Annotated in this window: 15 protein-coding genes; 2 read left to right on the forward strand and 13 right to left on the reverse strand. The window is 62.3% G+C overall.

Annotated features, from left to right (window positions below):
* Window positions 1–66: 66 nt before the first annotated feature.
* The 3 genes from BJ928_RS22225 to BJ928_RS22235 form a co-directional block, all read right to left on the reverse strand.
* The gene (locus BJ928_RS22225) at window positions 67–762 is read right to left on the reverse strand and encodes a uridylate kinase (protein WP_047630660.1); all 696 of its coding nucleotides are present in this window, start codon (window positions 760–762) and stop codon (window positions 67–69) included.
* 61 nt (window positions 763–823) lie between these two features.
* Window positions 824–1,957 carry an AAA family ATPase gene (locus BJ928_RS22230; protein ID WP_047630659.1) on the reverse strand — a complete coding sequence of 378 codons (1,134 nt, stop codon included), beginning with the start codon at window positions 1,955–1,957 and terminating at the stop codon, window positions 824–826.
* Between the two features lie 26 nt (window positions 1,958–1,983).
* Window positions 1,984–2,928, reverse strand: coding sequence for a 1-acyl-sn-glycerol-3-phosphate acyltransferase (locus BJ928_RS22235; protein ID WP_047631018.1), 945 nt, complete (start codon window positions 2,926–2,928; stop codon window positions 1,984–1,986).
* 246 nt (window positions 2,929–3,174) lie between these two features.
* Between BJ928_RS22235 and BJ928_RS22240 the strand changes: the two genes are divergently transcribed.
* Both BJ928_RS22240 and BJ928_RS22245 read left to right on the forward strand, forming a co-directional pair.
* Window positions 3,175–4,110 (forward strand): tyrosine recombinase XerC, encoded by a 936-nt coding sequence (locus tag BJ928_RS22240; RefSeq protein ID WP_047631016.1) that lies wholly within the window; start codon window positions 3,175–3,177, stop codon window positions 4,108–4,110.
* Between the two features lie 130 nt (window positions 4,111–4,240).
* Window positions 4,241–5,332: a TraB/GumN family protein gene (locus BJ928_RS22245; protein WP_047630658.1), complete on the forward strand. Its 1,092-nt coding sequence runs from the start codon at window positions 4,241–4,243 to the stop codon at window positions 5,330–5,332.
* Here BJ928_RS22245 and BJ928_RS22250 read toward each other — a convergent pair.
* The 10 genes from BJ928_RS22250 to BJ928_RS22295 all read right to left on the reverse strand — a co-directional run bounded on the left by BJ928_RS22250 (window position 5,310) and on the right by BJ928_RS22295 (window position 17,498).
* The gene (locus BJ928_RS22250; RefSeq protein WP_047630657.1) at window positions 5,310–5,822 is read right to left on the reverse strand and encodes a DUF2867 domain-containing protein; all 513 of its coding nucleotides are present in this window, start codon (window positions 5,820–5,822) and stop codon (window positions 5,310–5,312) included. The genes BJ928_RS22245 and BJ928_RS22250 overlap by 23 nt on opposite strands.
* 101 nt (window positions 5,823–5,923) lie before the next feature.
* The gene (locus BJ928_RS22255) at window positions 5,924–8,782 is read right to left on the reverse strand and encodes an insulinase family protein (RefSeq protein ID WP_052227597.1); all 2,859 of its coding nucleotides are present in this window, start codon (window positions 8,780–8,782) and stop codon (window positions 5,924–5,926) included.
* Window positions 8,783–8,895: 113 nt separating this feature from the next.
* Window positions 8,896–10,302: a dihydrolipoyl dehydrogenase gene (gene lpdA, locus BJ928_RS22260; RefSeq protein WP_047630656.1), complete on the reverse strand. Its 1,407-nt coding sequence runs from the start codon at window positions 10,300–10,302 to the stop codon at window positions 8,896–8,898.
* A gap of 29 nt (window positions 10,303–10,331) precedes the next feature.
* On the reverse strand, window positions 10,332–10,970 hold the full coding sequence (locus tag BJ928_RS22265) for a LysE family transporter (RefSeq protein ID WP_047630655.1): 639 nt from the start codon (window positions 10,968–10,970) through the stop codon (window positions 10,332–10,334).
* 17 nt (window positions 10,971–10,987) lie between these two features.
* Window positions 10,988–11,740: an SDR family oxidoreductase gene (locus BJ928_RS22270; RefSeq protein WP_047631012.1), complete on the reverse strand. Its 753-nt coding sequence runs from the start codon at window positions 11,738–11,740 to the stop codon at window positions 10,988–10,990.
* Window positions 11,740–12,261 carry a hypothetical protein gene (locus tag BJ928_RS22275; protein WP_047631010.1) on the reverse strand — a complete coding sequence of 174 codons (522 nt, stop codon included), beginning with the start codon at window positions 12,259–12,261 and terminating at the stop codon, window positions 11,740–11,742. Before BJ928_RS22275 ends, BJ928_RS22270 begins: the two co-directional genes overlap by 1 nt.
* A 2-nt stretch (window positions 12,262–12,263) precedes the next feature.
* Window positions 12,264–13,013, reverse strand: a complete 750-nt coding sequence (locus tag BJ928_RS22280) for a DUF4241 domain-containing protein (RefSeq protein ID WP_047630654.1) — start codon at window positions 13,011–13,013, stop codon at window positions 12,264–12,266.
* Between the two features lie 15 nt (window positions 13,014–13,028).
* Window positions 13,029–14,267, reverse strand: a complete 1,239-nt coding sequence (odhB, locus tag BJ928_RS22285) for a 2-oxoglutarate dehydrogenase complex dihydrolipoyllysine-residue succinyltransferase (protein WP_047630653.1) — start codon at window positions 14,265–14,267, stop codon at window positions 13,029–13,031.
* Window positions 14,257–14,502, reverse strand: coding sequence for a hypothetical protein (locus BJ928_RS22290; protein ID WP_047630652.1), 246 nt, complete (start codon window positions 14,500–14,502; stop codon window positions 14,257–14,259). The genes odhB and BJ928_RS22290 overlap by 11 nt, the downstream gene beginning before the upstream one ends.
* Before the next feature lie 11 nt (window positions 14,503–14,513).
* The gene (locus BJ928_RS22295; protein WP_047631008.1) at window positions 14,514–17,498 is read right to left on the reverse strand and encodes a 2-oxoglutarate dehydrogenase E1 component; all 2,985 of its coding nucleotides are present in this window, start codon (window positions 17,496–17,498) and stop codon (window positions 14,514–14,516) included.
* Between the last annotated feature and the right edge of the window lie 80 nt (window positions 17,499–17,578).

Here is a 17,578-nt window from a genome sequence, read left to right on the forward strand (position 1 = left end):
TGCCGTGATTACCTCTATGCCGAACGTGGCATCTGCTACCGGATTGCGTGAATTTCAGAGATTTCGCTATACCGCAGACAGCCTGCCACCTTCGCGAATCCGGAGCTTGGGCCGGTCAAAATCGTCATTATTGATAATCGCATCGGCAGCGAGAGCCGGTGCGGCTAGGCTTTCATAAAGCGCAAAGGCCGGCCGGTATCGGTCGGCGTAGAGTTGGCGGGTCGTCTCCGTTCCGCCCAGAAGCTGGGTGTCGCGCGCAATGCCGCGCTGCTCGGATACATGCTCCGAGGTTTCGGCGAAGATGGCGAGGTCCCAGCCTTCGCGCAGCTCCGGCCGCTGAAGGAAGGTCCCGTCGACGATGAGGATCGCGTTGGCTGGCGCCAATTGCGGGTCCTGTTTAATCGGCACGTCATTGTGCAGATCGAAGGAGGCCGTGCGATACCATCGATCGCCGCCCGGCCCCAGGGGCTTCAGAAGCAGGGCATTAATCGCTGGAAGATCGCGCGCATCGTGGTAATAACCCTCGGCGGAATGTCGACCGCGCGCATAGCGCTCAACCTTCGACCGATGAAAACCATCGATCGACGTGCGGATGATATCTCGTCCGCTGGACTTCAGACATTCGGCCAGTTCGTTCGCCAGCGTCGTCTTGCCCGACGCCGTACGGCCGTCGACAGCGACACGAATCGGCCGCGCCAAGTCAACGCTCGCGATCATGGCAGCTAGGTCGGTCAGCACGGCGGCTCTGCTCAAAGAGGTCATTTCAAAAATTCCTTTTGGGATGCTTCCATGTCTAAAAAATGAGAGTGCCGCCGGATGGCCGCTATTCGTCCTCATCGTCGATCACACCGGTCAGCCGCATGCCGTCGATCCAAGTGGAACCGTCCTCGCGGATGACACGGCGCGGTTTTGCCCCGCAGCGTTCACGCACGGCCTGAGCAAGAACCTCGGAATGGGTGACGATCCAGATCTGGCTCGTCTTTGCCGCCTGCGCGATCATATCGGCAAGCGGCCGCAGCATATCGGGATGCAAGCTCGCCTCCGGCTCGTTGAGCGCGATCAGCGGCGGTAGTCGATAGGACATCAGGGCGGCGGCAAGGCCAAGGAAGCGGATCTGGCCGTCCGATAATTCGCGCGGCTGGAAAACGCGGTTGGGAAACTCGGGCAACATCAGCCCGAAATCTGCCGTTTCCTCCGGCGCTGGCACGACGAGCCGCGCCCCGCCGAGGGCAGTGGCAATCACCCGGTCGAGCTCGACCGTATCTCCGCGAATATGCGCAAGCGTGGCGAAAACGGCGGCAATATTGGCGCCATCCTCATCCAGCATCGGCGACGTCACCGCCAGACACGGCGCGCGCAGCGGCGAACCGCGATCGGTGCGAAAACCATGAAAGAACCGCCAGGCGTCGACGGCGCGGCGGAAGGTGCCGATTTCCGGATAATGTCCGGCATCGCCGAGCAGCGCGATCGCGGTTTCCGAAGGCAAAGCCTGCTCGCGATAGGCCTCCATGCGGCCGGTCTCCCCGCGCACCGAAATGCCGGCCCCTTCGCGCTTCATCATCGTCACCGGCCGACGCCCGCCCTCGAACGAAAGCTCCTCGGCCTTGATTTCGGGCTCGAGCGAGAAACCGGCAGCACCTGGCGGCCGCATGCCGGCCTCGATCCAGTAGCGGAAGGTCGCCGCCCGCTCCATATCGAGCAGCTCGACATCGAAGCGGATGCGAGGCGACTCGTGAGAACGCCGCTTGCCAGACCACATGGCCGAGAACATGCCGCCTTCGCTGGAGATTTCATGCGCGAGCCGGCCGCGAACCGCCGCCTGCACCAGCTGCAACGAGCGATAGAGATTGGACTTGCCGACACCGTTCTCGCCGATGAACAGGTTGACATCGGCAAGATCCATGCGGATCGAGCGCAGGGAGCGGTAATTGCGGGCAAACATGGAGCGTAGCTGCATGCCACGCGGTTTAGCCGATTCCCCCCTCAAAGAGAATGCGAAACCAGGGACTCATCCTGCTTCGGGGGAACAAGCGGCGAGAAGCTTGCGTCGCCGTCGGCAGCAAGATCGAAGACCGTGTGCTTCTCCAGCGCTTTCGTCACCTCGTTTACGTCGCCGTCCAGATGTTCGACGGGAATGAGGTTGCCGACCAGGAAATCGAACCGATCGCCGCGCTTGTTGAGCAGCTCGTGGAAGACAGTCATGTCGCGCAGCTCGGTCGACCATTTGGCGAACCAGTAGAACAGGCCGGAATTGCGCGCCGTCAGATGCACGGGCAGGATCGGCAGATTGTATTTGCGCGCCAGCCCGACCGCCGAGGTTTTCCAGGGGCGCTCGTTCAACTTGCCGTTCGCCCAATAGGCGATGCGGCCGGAGGGAAACAGCACGGTCACCTTGCCTTCCGCGACGGCGCGGTTGGTCAGCTGCAGCGTCTCACGCGTCTTCGGCTTGCTCTTGTACTCCTCGCGCCATTCCACCGGGATAATCATCTCGGCAAACCGCGGATTGACACGCACCGCATCGCGATTGGCAAAGATCATCATGTCGGGACGGTGCGACTTCAGAAGATCGAAGACCGCAACGCCATCGGCAATGCCAGTCGGGTGGTTGCTGACGAGAATGAAGCCGCCGGAGGCCGGAATGCGGTCGGCATGGGTGACGCCGATGTCGAGCCGCAGCAGATCACTCATATATTCGAAGCACTGGAAGCCGGAAAGCTTGGCGACATCATCGGCGAATTCTATCGCCTTGTTGTAGCGCAGCAGCGTGTAGAGAAACGGGCGCATGACCGGCCAGAGCGGATTGCGCACGATCTTCTGACCGCGTTCGGCGATCAAAGTGTCGACGATATGTCCCGGCTGCCCCTGAGACACCAAAGCAATCGCCTCTGCAAGCTGTCCCAGTGCAGTTATCGAGCCGCGGCGAGCCATGAAGGGTCCTGAATGGTTGGGATATATTCTATCGCAATCGAATATGATCGAAGCATGACAAGCGCCTCGCATATGGAGGCCGAACCATCCGAGATCCGGCATCGGGCCATATGCAGTTTCATTGAAGTCTAGCCGAGTTCGCAGCACGGGGGAGAAACGTGCCGGAAGCAGCGGGAAAGTTAGCGATTCCATAACCTTCCTTCCTTCAAAGTGGCAGATGCGATCCGAATTTCAAGGGGTTTTCCACTGAACGAATTGTTGATCATCGCCGACTCAGGGTTGATGGCGGAACGCAGCCGCTGGCTCGATGCGCTTGGCCGGGAACGGCGGCTTGCCGCGCATACGCTCAATGCCTATGAGCGCGACACCCGGCAGTTCCTGACTTTCCTCACCGGCCACCTCGGCGGCCCGGCGACGATCGAAGATATCCATGCGCTTCGCCCCGCCGATTTTCGCGCATTTCTGGCCGCCCGCCGCAAGGATGGCGCGGGAGCGCGCTCGCTTGGACGCAATCTCGCAGGCCTACGCTCCCTGTTGCGCTATCTCGAAAAGAAGGGCCTGGTGAATGCTGCGGGTGCTGCCGCCGTGCGTTCGCCGAAACAGCCGAAATCACTGCCGAAGCCGCTCTCCGACAGACAGGCGATCACCGTCGTCAGCGACGAAGCGCAGCTACACGAGGAACCTTGGATCGCCGCACGCGACGCAGCCGTGCTGACGCTGCTCTACGGCTGCGGCCTGCGTATCTCCGAGGCTCTCGATCTGAAGCCGCAGGATTTTCCGCAGGGAGCGACCTCGCTGCGCATCACCGGCAAGGGCAACAAGACGAGACTGGTGCCGCTGTTGCCGATCGTTACCGAAGCGGTCGAGCAATACCGCAAGCTCTGCCCCTATCATCTCGAGGCCGATGGCGCCCTCTTTCGCGGCGCGCGCGGCGGCAAGCTGCAGCCGGGCATCATCCAGCACGGCATGCAGAAGCTGCGCGGCGCCTTCGGACTGCCTGATACCGCCACGCCGCATGCGCTTCGGCATTCCTTCGCCACTCATCTGCTCGCCGGTGGCGGCGACCTGCGCACCATCCAGGAACTGCTCGGCCACGCCAGCCTTTCGACGACGCAGGTCTATACCGGCGTCGATTCCTCGCGCCTGCTCGAAGTCTACGACCGCGCCCATCCGCGTGCATAAGGAAAGATTAACCGCTCGCGTTAAGGGAATCTCCGTCTCGTTCGCGTAAAGCAGAGCAATCTCCCGGCATGCCTCCCGAAAGCCGCTTTCGGGCGCTAGGGATCATGCTCTCTGCGAACGGACGGTTTTGATGATTTCTGCCCTCGGGTCCAAGACGATGCGATCGATGAAGCCGGCGCTCGGCGATATCATGCTGTGGCTTGCCACGGCCTTTCCGCTGATGCTCGCCATCCTGCTGGTCGCGACCATGCTGACGCTGCAACCGGCGCATGCCGAAGGTGGAGTATCCGACAGCTGCGGCGGCAAGGATCTCATGGCCGAACTTCAGAAGACCGACCCGGCAAAATACGCCTCGATCATCGCCGCCGGCGACAAGGTCGAAAACGGCAAGGGCACCTTCTGGAAGATCGAAAAGCCCGGCCTGAAGCCGTCCTGGCTGCTCGGCACCATGCATGTCTCGGATTCGCGCGTGCTCACCATGCCGAAAGGTGCGGCGGAAGCCGCTGCGGCGGCCGATGCGATCGTTGTCGAATCCGACGAAATCCTCGATGACAAGAAGGCAGCGGCCGCCCTCTTCGCCAATCCGTCCCTGACGATGCTCACCGACGGCTCGACCATCAGCCAACATCTCTCGCCCGAGGACAATGCCCAGCTGGAAGCGGGGCTGAAAGCGCGTGGCATAGCACTCGCCGCCGTTTCCCGCATGCAGCCATGGCTGATCTCGAGCTCATTCGAAATGACCGGCTGCGAGGTTCGCCGCAAGACCGCAGGCGCAAAGTTCCTCGACCAGAAACTGGCGACCGATGCCGCCGCCGAGGGCAAGAAGGTGGTCGGACTGGAGACGTTGGCCGAGCAGGCCAAGGCCATGAGCGACCTGCCGATCGCCCTGCATCTTAAATCGCTGATGCAGACGCTCGAACTGGGTGACAAGATCAACGATGTCAACGAAACCATGACCGGCCTCTATCTCGCCGGCAATATCGGTGCGATGATCCCGATGCTGAAGGTGATCGAACCCGACCAGAAGATCACCGACGACGACACCGCCGCCTTCGAGCAGCGCATTATCCTCGACCGCAACAAGGTCATGGCCGAGCGCGCAGCACCGGTTCTTGACAAGGGCAACGCCTTCATCGCCGTCGGCGCGCTGCATCTCGTCGGCGATCAGGGCCTCGTGGCTCTCTTCCGCAAGCAGGGCTTTACGGTAACGTCGGGGAACTGATCGCGCGCATCCGCTTGCCGAAATCGGCAAGCATCGTCGTGACGATCAGGCGGTGAAATGGCGCAATCAGCGCGATGTAGATCCGGCCAAGCAATATCTTTCGCCTGACCAGCGTGGTCGTATCGACCAGCCTATGCCCCGCGTCATCGTCCCGCACGTCGATGACGACGCGAAAATCGAGATGCCGGTCGTCGAAGCCGAGCACGACCTGACGGTCGGACTGGCTGACGACGGGAAAGAAGCCGATCCTTTCCAGGCCATCAGCTTGATCGCTCCGGGTGGTTCTCAATCCGAACCGGCCGGCCACGGCATCGCGCAATCGCAACAGAAGCCGCACCCACAGCGGAAAGCGGCCGAGCATGGCGCGCGCCGCAGCCATCGCCGTAACATCCGATTTCGGAATCCGCAGCTCGTAGCAATCCGCCCAATCCGCGCCGGGTAGCGCGGGATGCGGCACATGCGGCTTTACCATCGACGGTCTTGCTGACATCGCCTCATCCATCAACCTGCAACCACAGCAAACTAGCATAAGCTGCAGGCGAGCCCGACCGGCAAAAGCCGGCTGCGGCAATTTGGCCGGCTGATGGCAGGTCAGCGCACCGCCGACCCATTGGCCGGCAATATCTTGAGCCGCCAGAACCTGTCCGGCTTCAGATAGGTCGATGCTATCGCGCGGACATCGTCAGCGGTCACGGCTTCGTAGCCGCTGATGCCCTTGCGAATGCGGTCAAGACGCCTCGGGTCCGTCTGGGCATCGCGAAGGTTCTGGACCCAGTAGCCGTTGGCTTGCTGCGAACGCTTTACCGCTTCGATGATCGGAACCTTGGCCCGCGTCAGCTCGTCGGACGACACGTCGCCATTGCCAAGATCGGCGGTGATCTTGTCCACCAGCTCGAAGAAATGCTCCACCTTCGCGGGCGTAGTTTCGACGTAGAGATAGGCAAAGCCGTAGCCGGGGATTGATCTCGACAGATCGACCTCGCCCTGAGGGCTGTAGGTTGACCCCTCGGCAATGCGGAACTGATCGATTAGACGGTTCCGCAGGATCGCGCCCGCGACGTTCGCGGCGGCAGCCCGCGGCAGATCGGAGAGGAAATCCCCGATCGGGATCGCAACGGCGGCGCCGGCGCTATCGCTGCGGCCATCGTGGAGGCGAACGACCGGATCGGCCGTCGGCGCCGGGAAATGCACGCTGGAGCCGTCGACCCCATTCTCGTCGCTGCGAGCAGGCAAGGCGCCGAAGGTCTCTGCCGTCAGGCGAATGGCGTCGTCAACTTCGACATCGCCGGCAATGATGACCTCGATCGGCCCCTTTGCAAGCGAGGGACGCAGGAGGCCTTCGAAATCCTCCGGCTTGGCGTCGAGCAGCTGCGTCCGGTCCGGGAATGACCAGCGCGGATCGCCGGAATGCAGAAGGCCGGACAGATCGCGCCCGACAACGCTGCCCGGCGTCGCCTGAAGCTGGGGAAGCGTGTTGAGATAGGCTTGCTGAACCCGCTTGAAGACATCAGGGCGATAGGCCGGATCGAAGACATAGGCCGTCAGCAGCTGCAGCTGCGTCTGCAGGTCGCGCGGCCGCGTCGTGCCCTCGAATTTGAAGGCGGCATCCTGAATGGCGAAATCGATGCCGACGGTCTTCGCCGCGAATGCCTTCTGCATGTCGTCATAGCTGATGGCTTTCAGGCCGGACAGCTGCAGTGCCGGCGCAGCCCAGAGCGGCAGCGAGCGGTCACTCGGCAGGTCCATACGGCCATGTCCCACCTCGGCGCGGACCTGCACCTCATCCTGACGGTACTTGGTCGGCTTAATGGTCAGACGGACACCGTTGGCAAAGCGTACCATCGTGACGCCGAGATCATCGACCGTACGGCGCTCGACGACATCGCCCGGCTTGCCGAAGTCGGTATAGGGCCATGCGACCGCAGCCGCATGTTCCGGCGCCGTCACCGCCACGGCACGCGAATCGGCATAGGCTTTCTCGACAGCGGCATCCCCGCCATCAGGCATTTGCGGGATCTGCAACACCAGCTGCGGACCGTTGCCGGCAAAAACACGCTGAAGAACCTGGTTGACCTCATCCGCGCTCAGATCCTTCGTCGCGGCATCAAACAGCGCCAGGTCTTCCGCGGGCGAGGTGAAAACCATGCTCTCGCCGACGCTCCAGCTGAGCGCGCCGGCAATATCAGGGCTCGTGCGTGTCGCGGCTCCGCCTGCGCCCGCCTGCAGCGTCGAGCGCGTTTCGGCAATTTCGCGGTCGATCTCGCTCTGGTCTGCGCCGAACTGCGCAATGCGGCGCTGTTCCTGATCGATGGCCGCCAGGGCAGTCTGCCAATTTGCCGGATCGCTGTCGGCGGAGATCATCGCGACATGGGCTGACTTCAGGAGATCCTGCGCACCGGCCTGCGCGCTGACGAACGGCGGATTGGGCTGCTGCGCCAGAAGGGACAGGCGTCGGTTGAGAACGGCAAGGCCGATATCTTCGACGAGCTGCGCGCGGCGCGTGGCAACGGTATCCGGCGAGCTGTCGTAGGGCCGTGTCCAGGCAAGCTGCACCCGGGTCGCGGCACCCGGCACGACAACCGTGCCGACGCGCTCTCCATGGCTTTGGAGGGTGCCGAGATCAGGATCGGCCGGCGCTGGGCCGGTGGCCGCCCAATTGCCGAACCGGGAGCGGATATCGGCTTCGATGGCGGCGGCATCGATATCGCCGACGACGATCAGGGTGGCCCGATCCGGGCGATAATAGGTGTGGTAAAACTCTCTGAGCAGATCGACCGGGGCGTTGCTGATGATGTCTGTCTTGCCGATGGGCGAGCGCTGCGGCACGCGCTGCCCCGGCAGCAGTTGGGCAAGCAGTCCCGTTCCGCCGCGATATTGCGGCGTATCGCGCAATTTCTCTTCCGAAAGGATGACGCCGCGTTCGCGGTCGAAGGCGCCGGCATCGAGCGTCAGCTCGCTCGCCGTCTCGCGCATCAGCATCAGGCCGGTCGAAACCGTCTCCGGATTGGCTTCGGGCAGATCCAGCGCATAGACCGTTTCGCCGTAGCTCGTGGAGGCATTTGTGTCCGCGCCGAAAGCAAGACCCAGGCGCTGAAGCGTGCGTATCATTTCGCCTTCGGGAACATGGGTCGATCCCTTGAAGGCCATGTGCTCGAGGAAATGCGCAAGACCCTGCTGATCGTCACGCTCCTGCAGCGAGCCCGCACCGATGCGGAAGCGGATCGCCACCTGACCGGCCGGCGTCGCATTATGCATGACGGCATAGCGCATGCCGTTCGGCAAGGTGCCGAAGCGGATGCCCTGCTCCACTGGCAGATCGCTGACTGACTGCGGCCAATTCACGACCGGCGCTTCGGCCATGGCGGGCGCTACAACGGCCGCGAGGACTGCGAACGTCACTGCAATGAAGAGTTTCAGGGATGTGCGAACGGATAGGATCTGACGTGACATGCTTGCTCTGGTGGTGAGAACGAATGGATGATGCGATGCACGGGAGCGCCGTACATCGCATCATCAGGCAAGCATTGCAATCCCGGCGCCTGTTCCGCCGGGATCACGGGTTCTTACATGTGGATCGGCTTGAAGAAGGTCGCGAGCGCGGCTTCCTTGACGGCCTCCGACATCGTCGGATGCGCATGGCAGGTGCGGCCGAGATCTTCCGACGAGCCGCCGAATTCCATCAACACGGCAATCTCGTGGATCATTTCGCCGGCGCCGAAGCCGACGATATGGCCGCCGAGAACGCGATCGGTTTCCTTGTCGGCCAGGATCTTGACGAAACCGTCCGTCGCCAGCATGGCGCGGGCGCGGCCATTAGCCGAGAATGGGAACTTGCCGACCTTGTAGGCGATGCCTGCGGCCTTCAGCTCTTCCTCGGTCTTGCCGACGGAAGCGACTTCCGGCTGGGTGTAGACGACGCTCGGAATGACGTCGTAATTCACATGACCGGCCTGGCCTGCAAGGATTTCGGCAAGGGCAACACCCTCGTCTTCCGCCTTGTGCGCCAGCATCGGGCCCTTCACGACGTCGCCGATGGCGTAGATGCCGGCAACATTGGTCTTGAAGTGACCGTCGATCTCGACGCGACCGCGATTGTCGAGGGCAACGCCGGCTTCTTCGAGGCCGAGACCGGCCGTGTACGGCTTGCGGCCGGTGGCGACCAGAACGACATCCGCATCAAGCACGACCTTGTCGCCACCCTTGACCGGTTCGAAGGTAACCTTGGCGCCATTACCGGACTTTTCAACGCCGACAACCTTGGCGCCGAGATGGAACTCGATGCCCTGCTTGGCCAACATACGCTGGAACTGCTTGGAGACTTCGCCGTCCATACCGCCGAGAATGGTGTCGAGATATTCGACGACGGTAACCTTGGCGCCGAGGCGCGACCAGACCGAGCCGAGCTCGAGGCCGATGACGCCGCCGCCGACCACGATCATCTTGCCCGGTACCTTGTCGAGCGCGATGCCGCCGGTCGAGGAGATGATGACCTTTTCGTCGATCTCGAGCGGCACGCCCGGAATGCCGGCAACGTCGGAGCCGGTGGCGATGACGATGTTCTTGCCTTCGATCTCGGTCACCTTGCCGTCATCGGCCGTGACGGAAACCTTGCCGGCCGAAACGATCTTGCCGGTGCCCTGGAAGGCATCGATCTTGTTCTTCTTGAACAGGAACGCGACGCCGTCGACGTTGGACTTCACGGTCGCATCCTTGTGGGCCAGCATCTTGCCGAGGTTCAGCTTCGGTGCGGCGACTTCGACGCCGAGCGCATCCATGCCATGGCCGGCATGATGGAACACTTCGGAAGCGTGCAGCAGCGCCTTCGACGGAATGCAGCCGACGTTGAGGCAGGTGCCGCCATAGGTCGCACGCTTTTCGACGACCGCGACCTTCAGGCCGAGCTGCGCTGCCTTGACTGCGCAAACATAGCCGCCGGGGCCGGTTCCGATAATGATCACATCGTAGGACATGTCTTAATTTCCTTGTTTACTATCTTTTGTTAGTCGGTCGCCCGTGCCAAGGCGAGGCGGATGCCGAAGCCGACAAGCGCCGCTCCGGTGATGCGGTTGAACCATTTGCCCGACGCGATGAAACGATCGCGCACCGGCTTGACGGTGAAGAAAGTAGAAACGCCGGCAAACCAGGCGACAAGCGCCGTTGCCATGCCGATGCCGTAGCTGAACTGGATGAGCGCCGGCGTATCGTGATGAACGAGCGTCGAAAACAGCGACAGGAAGAAGAGCACCGGCTTCGGATTCAGCGCATTGGTGACGAAGCCTGTCGCGAGGCAGCGCCAGACGGAAACCGGCTTGCGGTCTTCTTCGGTGATCTCGACATCCTTCACCTTGAAGCCCGGCTCGCGGAAGGACTTGATGCCGAGATAGACGAGGTAGAGAACGCCGGCCCACTTCACCACACTGAACAGGACAAGCGACTGCGAGACGATGAGGCCAAGGCCAAGGATGGTGTAGCTGATGTGGAAGAGCAGCGAGAAGCCCATGCCGAGCCCGGTCATCATGGCGGCGCGGCGGCCATGTACGATGCTCTGCCGGAGGATGACGGCAAAGTCGGCGCCGGGAACGACGATGAAGATGGAAAACACTGCCATCAGGCCGAGGAATTCGAGAATATACTGCATCTATCGACCCTTTCCGATCAACGTCCGCCGCTCACGTCGAGCAGGGCACCCGTTATATAGGATGCGTGCGGGCTTAGCAGGTAGAGGATGGCATCCGCGACCTCGTCGGAGGTTCCCGCTCGCTTCATCGGCAATTGCGGCGCGATATCACGGGCACGATCCGGCAGGCCGGCAGCGGCATGAATATCTGTGTCGATGATGCCGGGCCGCACAGCATTGACGCGGATGCCCTCCGCCGCCACCTCGCGCGCAAGGCCGACTGTGAACGTATCGATGGCGGCCTTGGACGCGGCATAATCGACATATTGTCCGCCGCCGCCGAGCACGGCAGCCATGGAGGAGACATTGACGATCACCCCGCCCTTGCCGCCATGCCGCGTCGACATCCGCCGCACGGCTTCCGCCGCGGCGAGCATCGAACCGGTGACGTTGATGCGGAACATACGCTCGATGCGCTCGGGCGTCATCTGGTCCAACCGCTGGATGGTATCGACGATGCCGGCATTGTTGACGAGCCCGTCGATGCGGCCGAAATGCGCATCGACCTTGGCGAACATGGCGGTGATATCCTTGGCTTTGCCGACATCGCCGGCGATCGCAATCGCTTTGCCGCCGGCGTCAACGATCGTCCCCACCACGGCCTCGGCCGCATCCTTGTTGGACGCGTAGTTGACCGCCACGGCCCAGCCATGCTGGGCGGCCGCCAGGCAAACAGCCGCACCAATGCCGCGGCTGCCGCCGGTCACGAGAAGAACCGGTGTCTCATCGATCATTGATTGCATCCTTTCAGACTAAGGACATCCCAGGGGGCGACCGTCGCTTTGCCCTTGCCCCATAGCGACGACTTCTGGATCGAAGGGCCGAGCGCCGGAAGAAACAGCCGGTCGGCCGCGCTCTGGCCTTCCCCCGGCAAGGCGCGGATATGGCCCTTGAGATCGGAGGCATAGATCATGCCTTGCCAGACGGTGCAGGCTCTGAGATCTGCGCCCGTCACATCGCCCTCCGGGCATTCGAACATGATCCGGCCATCGGCGCCCGGCTGATCGTCACCGTGCATGACGATGCCTTCTGCCACGATGGCGGTATTGCGCACTGCAAGCTTGAACTTGTTGCTGACGGATGATTCCGAACCCATGGGCTCGAAGCGCAGCTCATAGGCATTGTCCATATCAACGTAGACAGCCTTTTCCTGCACGCATTCTTCGGCAAATGCAGGCAAGGGATTAACGGCAAAGGCCAGCACCACCCAGGGCATCGACGCCAACCGTGTCCTCGTATTGATCGCCGGCATCGTCATTGCCCTCCCGGCTCGCGCCGGCCGTCGGCATTTTCCATGACGCCGAAATCGGTGAACAGAACGAGCGGCCGTCCACCCGCATCGAGCCCCCAGAACACCGGATAGAAGCCATCGCCCCAGCCGCTTGAGAAAACCGCGACATTGCCGCGCTTGCCCGATATCGGCCTGTGCATGGCGTAGTCGTCATTGTTGGGCTGCAGTTCGGACGCCAGAACATCATCGTAATAATTGATATCCGACGTCGCCTTATCCGCCTGAACCTGCTTTTCGCGTTCCTGGATCAGCGCATAGGTTTCGGCGTCCATGTAACAGCCAAGACCAGCGTCGACCGGATAGCCGAAGAACTCATCATTTTTCAGCGAATTGATATCCTGGCCGGGGACCACGGCCAGCTCCCAGCGCGCGGGCTTGCCCTCGGCAAAACGCATGCTGGCCGCGGCGATGCGGCCAAAGGCTTGATAGAGCGTGACGGGATAATCGCCGGGAGAAACGATGCGGGTAAATGCCGCCCGGTCAGGCCCGACGAGCGGATCGCTGGCGACGATGCGCCCCGAGGTCAGCTCGACCTTGCCGATGCGAAGAACATTGATCGAGCGGGAGGCGAGATCGGCGTCGCCGAGCGACGCCAGATCGAGATTGCTGCTGAGTTTGGAAATGTCGAGCTCGGCCGCGCCGGCGGACGATGGCACCCATGCGGCGACGGCGCACAACAATCCGCGCAGCGTCCGCATGGGCCATGTCGACATGATCCAACGCTCCCCTTAGAGATCGAGAACGAGACGTTCCGGATCTTCCAGGCTTTCCTTGACGCGGACGAGGAAGGTAACGGCTTCCTTGCCGTCGACCATACGGTGGTCGTAGGAGAGCGCCAGATACATCATCGGACGGATGACGACCTGACCGCCGATGGCGACCGGACGCTCCTGGATCTTGTGCATGCCGAGAATGCCCGACTGCGGCGCGTTCAGGATCGGCGAGGACATCAGCGAACCGTAGACACCACCATTGGTGATGGTGAAGGTGCCGCCCTGCATGTCGGCCATCGACAGCGTGCCGTCGCGAGCAGCCTTCGCCAGACGGCCAAGCTCCTTCTCGACTTCGGCGATCGACATCTGGTCGGCATCGCGGATCACCGGAACGACGAGGCCCTTGTCGGTGCCGACGGCCATGCCGATGTGGCAGTAGTTCTTGTAGACGATGTCGGTGCCGTCGATCTCGGCGTTGACGGCCGGGAGTTCCTTCAGCGCGTGGGTGACGGCCTTGGTGAAGAAGCCCATGAAGCCGAGCTTCACGCCATGCTTCTTCTCGAAGACGTCCTTGTACTTGTTGCGCAGGTCCATGACGGCCTTCATGTCCACCTCGTTATAGGTGGTAAGCATGGCGGCGGTGTTCTGCGCATCCTTGAGGCGGCGGGCAATCGTCTGGCGCAGACGCGTCATCTTCACGCGCTCTTCGCGGCTGACGTCCTCGACGGCGGTCGGGGCGCGAGCAGCAACGGGGGCGGCAGGTACGGCGGCAGGAGCCGAAGCAGCCTTGGCGACGGCGGCGATCACATCGCCCTTCAGAACCTGGCCGCGCTTGCCGCTGCCTTCGACCTGATCGGCAGAGAGATTGTTTTCGGCAAGCAGCTTACCGGCAGCCGGTGCTGGCGGCATCGAGGAAGCCGGAGCGGAAACGGCGGGGGCGGCAACCGGTGCAGCAGCGGCAGGGGCCGGAGCAGCAGCAGGTGCGGCAGCCTGTGCCGGAGCGGCGGCAGCGCCGTTGCCAGCAGAAATCTGGCCGAGCAGCGCACCGAGGCCTACGGTTTCGCCGGCCTGGGCAACGATTTCGGAAAGCGTGCCGGCGCTCGGCGCCGGAACTTCGATCGTCACCTTGTCGGTTTCAAGTTCGAGAAGCGGCTCATCGGCCTTGATGGCGTCGCCGACCTTCTTGAACCATGTACCGACGGTCGCTTCGCTGACGGATTCGCCGAGGGTAGGAACGCGGATTTCAGTGGCCATTGTTCAAATCCTGATTTTTCGTCTTTATGAGTTGGATGGAATTCCGGCGACAGACGGCCGGGGGACGGGTGATGCGCCGCGGCGCAAGCGCCCGAACGACCATGGCGGTCGACCGGGCATTTGCCTGATTGCGGCGATAGGCGGCATGTTGCTGCATGGCGGCCATGTTCTCCCCCGTCGCATCATGCGGAAGGCTGGGGCGCGACGCCGCGATTTTCAAACGAAAACGCGTCATCGCGCAACCCCTCAACCGCCGAGCGCGTCCTCGAGGAACGCCGCAAGCTGCGACAGATGCTTGGACATCAGGCCCGTCGCCGGAGAGGCGGCGGCCGGACGGCCGGTGTAGCGAACGCGCTGGTACTTGGCATCGATATGGGCAAGCACCCATTCCAGGTACGGATCGATGAAGGACCATGCGCCCATGTTCTTCGGCTCTTCCTGGCACCAGACCATCTCCGCATTGCGGAAGCGGCTGAGCTCGTTGATGAGCGCCTTGGCCGGGAACGGATAGAGCTGTTCGATGCGCAGCAGGTAGATATCGTCGATGCCGCGCTTCTCGCGCTCTTCCAGAAGATCGTAATAGACCTTGCCCGAGCAGATGACGACGCGACGGATCTTGTTGTCCTTCTGCAGCTTGATCGGGCTGTCCTTGAGCAGTTCGGCGTCGTCCCACAGCAGGCGATGGAACGAGCTTTCGCCCGCCATCTCCGCCAACGTCGACACAGCGCGCTTGTGGCGCAGCAGCGACTTCGGCGTCATCAGGATCAGCGGCTTGCGGAAGTCACGCTTCAGCTGACGGCGCAAGATGTGGAAATAGTTCGCCGGCGTCGTGACGTTGGCGACCTGCATGTTGTCTTCAGCGCAGAGCTGCAGATAGCGTTCGAGGCGGGCGGAGGAGTGCTCCGGACCCTGACCTTCGTAGCCATGCGGCAGCAGGCAGACGAGGCCGGACATGCGCAGCCACTTGCGTTCGCCCGACGAGATGAACTGGTCGAAGACGACCTGCGCACCGTTGGCGAAGTCGCCGAACTGGGCTTCCCAGAGGGTCAGCGCGTTCGGACGGGCCAGCGAATAACCGTATTCGAAGCCGAGAACCGCTTCTTCCGAGAGCATCGAATTGATGACTTCGTAACGTGCCTGGGTCGGCGAGAGGTTCGCAAGCGGGATGTAGCGCTCTTCGGTCTCCTGATCGTAGAGAACCGAATGACGCTGCGAGAAGGTGCCGCGCTCGCAATCCTGACCGGACAGGCGGATCTTGTGGCCGTCGAGAACCAGCGAACCGAATGCCAGGGCTTCCGCCATGGCCCAGTCGATGCCCTCGCCCGTCTGCACCATGTTGGCGCGGTTTTCCATGAAGCGCTGAATGGTGCGGTGCGCGTGGAAGCCGGCAGGAATTTCCGACAGCTTGCGGCCGATTTCCTTCAGCGACTTCATCGGCACCGCGGTCTTGCCGCGGCGCTGCTCGTCGGCATTGTCGGCCGTGTGCAGGCCGGACCATTCGCCGTCAAGCCAGTCGGCCTTGTTCGGCTTGTAGTGTTGGCCGGCCTCGAACTCCTGCTCGAGATGCGCGCGCCAGTCGGCCTTCATCTTCTCGACTTCGCCTTCGGTCAGCACGCCTTCGCTAACCAGCCGCTGCGAGTAGATCTGCAGGACTGTGCTGTGCGCGCGGATGACCTTGTACATGTTCGGCTGCGTGAAGGACGGTTCATCGCCTTCATTGTGACCGTAACGACGGTAGCAGAACATGTCGAGGACCACAGGCTTGTGGAACTTCATGCGGAATTCAGTCGCGATCTTCGCCGCATAGACGACCGCTTCCGGATCGTCGCCGTTGACGTGAAAGATCGGCGCTTCAATCATCTTGGCGACGTCGGACGGATAGGGCGACGAACGCGAGAAGGCCGGATTGGTGGTGAAACCGATCTGGTTGTTGATGATGACGTGCATCGTGCCGGCAACGCGGTGGCCGCGCAGACCGGAGAGGCCGAGGATTTCGGCAACGACGCCCTGGCCTGCGAAAGCCGCGTCGCCATGGATGAGCAGCGGCACGACCTTGGCGCGTTCGGACAGCGGGATGATATCGCCGTCCCACTGCGTGGCGCCCATGTCCTGCTTGGCGCGGACCTTGCCCATGACGACCGGGTTGACGATTTCCAGATGCGACGGATTTGCCGTCAGCGAAACGTGCACCTTGGAGCCGTCGAAATCGCGGTCCGAAGAGGCGCCGAGATGGTACTTCACGTCGCCCGAACCTTCGACTTCGTCAGGCGCATAGGAGCCGCCCTTGAACTCGTGGAAGATGGCGCGATGCGGCTTGCCCATGACCTGCGAAAGCACGTTCAGACGGCCGCGATGGGCCATGCCGAACACGGCTTCGCGAAGACCGAGCTGGCTGCCGCTCTTCAGGATCTGTTCGAGCGCAGGGATCAGCGATTCACCACCGTCGAGGCCGAAACGCTTGGTGCCCTTGAACTTGACGTCAAGGAACTGCTCATAGCCTTCGGCTTCGATAACCTTCTGGAGGATGGCCTTCTTCCGCTCCGGATTGAAGGCGATGCCCTTGTCCGGACCTTCGATGCGTTCCTGAATCCATGCCTTTTCCTCCGGGTTGGAGATGTGCATGAATTCGACGCCGAGGGTGGAGCAGTAGGTGCGCTCGAGAATCTCGATCATCTCGCGAACAGTCGCGTATTCGAGGCCGAGCACGTTGTCGATGAAGATCTTGCGGTCGAGGTCGGCCTCGGTGAAGCCGTAGGCTTCCGGCGACAGTTCCTTGTAGTCTTCGACCGGAGCGGCGATGCCGAGCGGATCGAGCTTGGCATGCAGGTGGCCGCGCATGCGATAGGCGCGGATCATCATGATGGCGCGAACGCTGTCGCGCGTCGCCCGCAGGACGTCGGTCGTGTCGGCCGGCGCGCCGGTGGTTTCGGCCTTGGCCTTCAGCTTGGTTTCGATGACCTTTTCGACAACGCCCCAGTCGCCGTCGAGCGCCGAGACGAGGTCGCCCTTTGCCGGGATCGGCCAGTTCTTGCGCTGCCAGGAGGCGCCCTTGGCCGCCCTCTTCACATCGTCGGGGCTATCCTCGAGCGCCTTGAAGAAAGACCGCCATTCGTCGGAAACCGATGAAGGATCGTCCTCGTAGCGGGCGTAGAGCTGCTCGATATAGGCAGCGTTGGCGCCATCCAGGAACGAGGTGATCTGAAATTGCTCGTTGGCTTCTTGCCTTGCCATGGTGAATCTGCGGGCGCTCTCGCCCGTCTCCCAACTTGTTTGCATTGCCGGTTTTCGGGTCCCCGGCGACCGTATTTCGT

Origin of the sequence: Rhizobium sp. WW_1 (assembly GCF_003610155.1) — a bacterium.
GTDB classification, from domain to species: Bacteria; Pseudomonadota; Alphaproteobacteria; order Rhizobiales; family Rhizobiaceae; genus Rhizobium; species Rhizobium tropici_A.